Raw genomic sequence first — 6000 nt, forward strand, 5'->3', positions numbered from 1 at the left:
AAGGGAGGGCTGGGGGTTGGTGCGCGCTTAAGTTATTTGCCGATCGCGCCCGCTTGTGCGTCTTGAATCTTCTTCGCGATCGCTTCCGGATTGCCGCCCATGAGCAGCTCTTGCAGACCGTTGTTGATTACGTCTACTGCCGCGGAGCTAAGCTTGGAATCGTATACCGGGCTGATTTTCGTATTTTTCATCAATTCGTTCAGCTCAACAAAGAGCGGATGTGCTTTGGTTTTGTCCAGATCGATCTTGTAGCTTACCAGAGTGCTGCTTTCAAGTGTCGCTTTTTGACCATCCGGTCCAGAGAGTGCATACAGCAATTGCATCGCAGCGTCTTTATTCGCGCCCGTCAGCTTTTTGCTTACGCCCATCCCCGTACCAACAACGCCCGCTGTCATTTGCGCACTGCCTTTACCGCCATCAATAGCCGGCAAAACCGTGATATGCGTCGTATCCAGCACTTCCTTCGGCGCATTTTTCACCAGGTTCGCCAGCGCCCAACCGCCGTCCATGAACATAGCCGCTTTGCCTTGGAAGTACAGCTGCATCATTTGGTTCTCGTCGATGCTGTTGAAGCCTTCTTGGAATGCTTTTGCGTTGCCCAGATCTTGCAGCATGGACAAGGACTTCACAAACTCCGGATCGGTAAATTTCGCGCCATTTTGCGTCGCTGCTTTCAAGAACCAGTCCGTACCTGTTACACGGTCAGCAATCGTACTGAAGATTGTGGATTGTGCTACCCAGTTTGCTTTGTTGCCGAGCGCAATCGGAGTCACGTTGTTTTTATTGAAGGTATCGATAGCCGTCTTGAACTCGTCCCATGTTTTGGGAACCTTCACGCCGTACTTATCGAAAATGGCTTGGTTATAATAAATGAAGGAGCTTGGCGCCAGGTTCATCGGTACGGAGTACGTTTTGCCGTCTACCGTGTAGCCGTCGAGCGCGTTCGGAATGAAGTTGTTTTTCCACTCCGGCTTGGAGTTCAAGAACTCATCGATCGGCTGCAGCAGGCCGCCTTTTACAAATTCCTTCGTCATGGCATCCGGCCACATCACGAACAGATCCGGCATTTCGTCCGCAGCTGCTACAGTACGCAAGCGTGTCTTCAAGCCGTCTGTCGGAAGTCCTTCTACTTCCAGCGTAACCTCAGGGTGCTGCGCTTGGAAGTCATCCAAAATTTTTCTCATTGCAATCGCTTTCGCGTCTTGCCCTGTCCAGTTATGCCAAACGGTTACTTTCGCCTTCGCTTTGGAAGCGCCACCGCTTGCTGCTGTTTTGTCTTCTGCTTGCTGACCGCCAGCGCAGCCTGCTAGTAATGAAGCGGACACTGCCATGCTTAGTCCGATTTTCGTTAGTTTGTTCATATAATTAACCTCCCCTGTTCTTTCGCTTTTCATTCTATCTCGCAGGCTCAGGATAGGTAAGGGGAAAATGATCAGGAGTAGGGGGGAGAAATATCGGCTTGGACACGGTGACAAATTCAATTTCCCTAGAGTTGGAAAATATTAAACAATGACCATCCTTTTATCCCGTGCTAGAATGGAACGAACTCAGAAAGACATGCCGCCTTGGCCGCGATCATGCTTGATGAGTCATATCGAATGAAAGGCCGAAGCTTCAATGCGAAGCGCGGGGGAACCTATCTTTGGGGTGAAGCTGTTGTGCATGCAGCAGCCGGGTGATTGCTCTTTGACCCGAATCCGTCAGCTAACCTCGTAGGCCGTCAAAAAGGAGAGGATGATTTTTATGCGTTTTAAGAAATCCGTATTAACAGGTGCCCTTGCACTGAGTACGTTGGTTGGAGCTACTGCCGCTTTTGCCGCGCCTGCGTCTTACACGGTGTCCGGCAACGATACGATGTGGCTGATTTCGAAGAAGTATGGCATGAGCTTAACTTCGTTAATTCAGGCGAACCCACAGGTAGCGAACCCGAACATCATTTGGCCAGGTATGAAGTTGAATCTTCCAGGCACAAGTGCAGCTCCTAGCACGAGCAACACTGGAACTACTACTGGCTCCACTGGATCCACCGTTCAACCGGGAACAGGCAGCACAGCAACGACCAGCACTTCCGCTTTTGCCAGCCAAGTGGTCACTTTGGTAAACCAAGAGCGCGCGAAAGCCGGCTTAGCACCGCTGACCAGTGACAGCGCCTTGACAGGCATGGCCTTGGATAAAGCGAAAGACATGTACAACAACCATTACTTCGATCATACGTCGCCAACGTACGGCTCGCCGTTTGACATGATGACATCGTACGGAATCCGCTTCACCTATGCAGGCGAGAACATCGCTATGGGTCAGCGCACACCGCAAGAGGTGATGACCGCTTGGATGAACAGTGCGGGCCATCGTCAAAATATTTTGAGCCCGAACTACACAAAAATCGGCGTAGCGTATTATAACGGCGAATGGGTTCAGGAGTTTATTGCGAACTAATCGAATTTTATTTTAACAAAAAAAAGAGACCGTCTGCGGACGGTCTTTTACTTATTTCTTGACATTCAGTGAAAAATGCAGAGCAGGACCATCGAGCTCAAACTTAGCGTAATTGTCCTTGAATTTAGTCGGTTCTACGTTGGAGGTTGCTGCAGTTTACCGCCACATGCATCCGTTTGATCATGCTTATTTCCCCTCTTTCACAAATTGTTCCATCCGGTATTTAATAGCGTCTCGGACTTCATGGAATTTCTCCATGATTTCCTCCTCCGTCCCCGTCGCCTTTGCCGGATCATCAAAGCCCCAGTGCCATCGCTCCGCTTTATCGTTCCGCACGACCGGGCAATTGTCGTTAGCATGACCGCAGAGCGTGATAATATAGTCCGCATCCTTCAGGATCTGCGGATCGATCACGTCCGAGGTATGATTCGAAATATCGATGCCTGCTTCCTTCATGACCTGTACTGCACGGGGATTCAGACCATGCGCCTCCAGACCCGCGCTTTTTACCTCATATTTATCGCTGCCGAGTGCTTTCAAAAATCCGTCCGCCATTTGGCTCCTGCAGGAATTACCCGTACAAAGAAAATAAACTAATTTTTTGTCCATTTTTCTAACTCCTTATTCGTGAAGTAGTTTATATACTAAAGTAGCAGCAACAGCACCTAGCACGGTTGCCACTAAGTATAGCCAGAGATGCTGCGTTGCTCCGGAAACGATGGCGGGTCCCAGTGACCGTGCCGGGTTCATGGAGGCTCCGCAAATAGGTCCTGCGAACATAGCCATCAGTCCGACGGTACCTCCTATCGCTATTCCAGCAAAGCTTTTCACCGCTTTCCCGTGAACGGCTGAGCCTAAAATGACTAACATCAGGATAAATGTCAAAATAAACTCCAAAACAAAGGATTGGCTTTCCGTTCCTAGCGGCAGCGTCGCTCCCAAATTCGAGACGTTGCCAAAGAGCATACGCAGGGTGCAGCTTGCTGCAACTGCCGCGGCAAACTGAGTGACGATATAGAATAGACCCTCTCTTGGAGTAATATCACCCCTTACCCAAAAACCGATGGTGACCGCGGGGTTAAAGTGAGCGCCGGAGATATGTCCGAACGTATAGATAAGAGCCATAACGACAAGCCCGAAGGTGAGCGCGACACCCACATGCGTAATACTTTTGGTGATATCGTCAATGACCATCGCACCGGGACCGGCAAAGACCAAAAAATAGGTGCCGATAAACTCGGCAATGAACTTCTTTTGCATGGGATTGAACACCCTCCAAGAATTAAATCAACTTAATTTGATTTAATGAGTAAAAAAAATTAGCAGCAATCTGTCCCGTCATTCCGTGCAGGCTTAAAAATACAGCACAGCTGCTCGGAGAGAATCCGGCTGACTTCATCCTGATTAATTTCATAGTAGCTCCAGGTGCCGCGGGTCTCCTTAGTGATCATACCGGCATCCAGCAATATTTTTAGGTGATACGACAGCTTGGATTGGGGCATTTCAACGATCTCCATCAGATCGCACACGCAGGTGTTACCACGCTGAGTCAGCTCATACATGATTTGCAGACGCTTAACATCGGCCAGCGCTTTGAATTTGGATTCATACGCCTTGAAGGACACGCTAGGTGGATTTACTTGAATGACAGGAATTTCTTTCATCATCGTTTTTACCCCCCTTTACTTCATCAACTTTTTTTGATGTTTCAAATTTATCTTTTTTATCCAGCAACGTCAAGTCGTTAATCAAAATAATTTGTTTTATTAATATTGAACTGAGCTAAGCGACAACGCAACTAAAAAGAGCCCCCACATATCGCGGAGGCCCTCTCGCCTACTTATTGCTGTGTAGTTGTGCCAGTGCTGCTGCTGTCGGTTGCAGCCGGCTTTTTGTTATCCTTTTTCCACTCACCGTTGCCTCTTGGTCCTTGACCGTTCGAGCGGTGGCCGCCGTCCATCTTCACGCCGCCTTTGCGATCTACGAGCTTCGTCAGTTCGTCAGTCATGTTGTCCTTCAGCTTGCTGATCAGCTGGTCCTTCGTAATGCCTTTTGCATCTGCAATTTCAGCCAGCGACTTGCCGTCCTTCAGCTGGGTGTTCAGCTCATCCGTAGTAATGCCGATGATTTTGGCAATGGAGTCCGGGCTGCCGCCAAGGCCAAAGCCTGGGTGCTGCATCCCGCCACGTGGACCTTGGCCCTTGCCGCCGAACTGCATTTTGTTCTCAACCTCTTTTTTCAAGCGGTCTGCGAGACCAGCCTTCATTTTATCGGCCTGCTCTTGCTTCAGCTTCCCAGCCGTTACAGCGTTGTCAATCGACTTGGTCTCTACTTCGGTCAGCTTCTGAATCAGCGCATCCTCACTCAGGTTGGCTTTTTCTTGAGCGATTTGGGCGATGGTCTTGCCGGCTTTCAGCTCGGTTTGAATCGTCGCTTCATCCGTTCCAATGATGGTTGCAAGCGATTTAAAGATCGGACCCGCACCGAAGCCAGGAGCACCACTCATAAACCCGCCGCGGCCGTCGCCTTTACCACCCATCATCATCGGATGCTCGATCATTTGCTTCAAGCGGTCTGCCAATCCGGATTTCATTTTATCTGCTTGCTCTTGCTTGAGTTTACCTGCCGTTACCGCATCGTCAATGCTCTTCGTCTCAGCTTCCGTCAGCTTTTGCAGCAGCGTATCCACTGTCAACCCTTTGTCTTGGGCGATTTGGGTGATCGTTTTGCCTGCTTTCAGGTCGCTCGCGATCGTAGCTTCGTCCGTGCCGAGCACCGTTGCGAGCGTTTTAAAGAACGAGTTGCCTTTGAAGTTCATCTCTCCGCGGCCGAATTGTCCACGTTGTCCTTGACCTTGGCTTGCATCTTTCGTTACCGCCGGTGTCTGAGTTGCATCTGCCGCTTGCGCGTTAGGGGTTTGAAGCAGTGCTACAAAACCGCCTCCGAGTAAAAAGCTGGCAATCGTTCCTGCTAAAATTTTCTTATTCATTGGTTTCATAGTTTCATCCACCTTCGGTAAATTTTTGTGCTTGCCTTCTACACTTTGAAGTATACCGAGGTTTTATGAAATCTCTCTGAAATCAACCTTAGGCTTAGCTAAAAGTTAGCTGAAAAGGAAATGAATTCAGTCCCTAGCCATATTTATCCCTTGATGCCAGGAAAGCGCGACTCGACGCTCTGGATGAACTCCCCGTAGGCGTCCCGCAGATGGGCGATCGTCAGCAGCTCCGGTGTATTCGCCTGCTCTTCTAGCGAATGCTGCTTCAAAATACTATCCAGTCCTTCATAGTTAAACTTCAAGTCTTTGTACGTTTGCTCGAGCTTTTCCAGCACGACGCCAATCAATGTTGCATAATGTTCCATCTTGATCCTTCACTCCTTGGGCTTAGACGATGATTCGTTTCGTATACACAGTCTATCATAAATCGGGTAGGAGGCTGCTCATTAATTGAGCAGCCGACCTCCCACACCACCGTACGTACCGTTCGGTATACGGCGGTTCCTAAGTTTACGTTGTGACTTGTCGGTAATAATCAGAAAAGAATAGGAATCCGAGTTCTTTGA

At 49.3% G+C, this 6000-nt stretch carries 7 protein-coding genes and 1 riboswitch; of the genes, 1 reads left to right on the forward strand and 6 read right to left on the reverse strand.

Going from position 1 to position 6000, the window contains the following annotated elements; genetic code table 11:
- Positions 1-32: 32 nt before the first annotated feature.
- Positions 33-1361 carry an extracellular solute-binding protein gene (locus tag FPZ49_RS23030; protein ID WP_144851464.1) on the reverse strand — a complete coding sequence of 443 codons (1329 nt, stop codon included), beginning with the start codon at positions 1359-1361 and terminating at the stop codon, positions 33-35.
- A 233-nt stretch (positions 1362-1594) separates the two neighbouring features.
- Positions 1595-1735, forward strand: a riboswitch (cyclic di-AMP (ydaO/yuaA leader).
- Positions 1736-1743: 8 nt separating this feature from the next.
- Between FPZ49_RS23030 and FPZ49_RS23035 the strand changes: the two genes are divergently transcribed.
- On the forward strand, positions 1744-2436 hold the full coding sequence (locus FPZ49_RS23035; RefSeq protein WP_144851466.1) for a CAP domain-containing protein: 693 nt from the start codon (positions 1744-1746) through the stop codon (positions 2434-2436).
- A gap of 186 nt (positions 2437-2622) precedes the next feature.
- Here the strand turns inward: FPZ49_RS23035 and arsC are convergent, their stop codons facing one another.
- The 5 genes from arsC to FPZ49_RS23065 all read right to left on the reverse strand — a co-directional run bounded on the left by arsC (position 2623) and on the right by FPZ49_RS23065 (position 5799).
- Positions 2623-3045, reverse strand: coding sequence for an arsenate reductase (thioredoxin) (arsC, locus tag FPZ49_RS23045; protein ID WP_144851468.1), 423 nt, complete (start codon positions 3043-3045; stop codon positions 2623-2625).
- Positions 3046-3057: 12 nt separating this feature from the next.
- On the reverse strand, positions 3058-3696 hold the full coding sequence (locus tag FPZ49_RS23050) for an MIP/aquaporin family protein (RefSeq protein ID WP_144851470.1): 639 nt from the start codon (positions 3694-3696) through the stop codon (positions 3058-3060).
- A gap of 59 nt (positions 3697-3755) precedes the next feature.
- Complete coding sequence (locus FPZ49_RS23055) at positions 3756-4100, reverse strand: ArsR/SmtB family transcription factor (RefSeq protein WP_144851488.1); 345 nt, start codon at positions 4098-4100, stop codon at positions 3756-3758.
- 176 nt (positions 4101-4276) lie between these two features.
- Complete coding sequence (locus tag FPZ49_RS23060; RefSeq protein WP_144851472.1) at positions 4277-5434, reverse strand: hypothetical protein; 1158 nt, start codon at positions 5432-5434, stop codon at positions 4277-4279.
- Between the two features lie 143 nt (positions 5435-5577).
- The gene (locus FPZ49_RS23065; RefSeq protein ID WP_144851474.1) at positions 5578-5799 is read right to left on the reverse strand and encodes a hypothetical protein; all 222 of its coding nucleotides are present in this window, start codon (positions 5797-5799) and stop codon (positions 5578-5580) included.
- Positions 5800-6000 lie beyond the last annotated feature (201 nt).

Origin of the sequence: Paenibacillus cremeus (assembly GCF_007786445.1) — a bacterium.
Lineage (GTDB): Bacteria > Bacillota > Bacilli > Paenibacillales > NBRC-103111 > Paenibacillus_G > Paenibacillus_G cremeus.

What these genes read in the sequence shown, in the direction of transcription:
- FPZ49_RS23030 (WP_144851464.1), bottom strand. Translation starts at nt 1,361, where the DNA reads ATGAACAAACTAACGAAAATCGGACTAAGCATGGCAGTGTCCGCTTCA.
- FPZ49_RS23035 (WP_144851466.1), top strand. Translation starts at nt 1,744, where the DNA reads ATGCGTTTTAAGAAATCCGTATTAACAGGTGCCCTTGCACTGAGTACG.
- arsC (WP_144851468.1), bottom strand. Translation starts at nt 3,045, where the DNA reads ATGGACAAAAAATTAGTTTATTTTCTTTGTACGGGTAATTCCTGCAGG.
- FPZ49_RS23050 (WP_144851470.1), bottom strand. Translation starts at nt 3,696, where the DNA reads ATGCAAAAGAAGTTCATTGCCGAGTTTATCGGCACCTATTTTTTGGTC.
- FPZ49_RS23055 (WP_144851488.1), bottom strand. Translation starts at nt 4,100, where the DNA reads ATGAAAGAAATTCCTGTCATTCAAGTAAATCCACCTAGCGTGTCCTTC.
- FPZ49_RS23060 (WP_144851472.1), bottom strand. Translation starts at nt 5,434, where the DNA reads ATGAAACCAATGAATAAGAAAATTTTAGCAGGAACGATTGCCAGCTTT.
- FPZ49_RS23065 (WP_144851474.1), bottom strand. Translation starts at nt 5,799, where the DNA reads ATGGAACATTATGCAACATTGATTGGCGTCGTGCTGGAAAAGCTCGAG.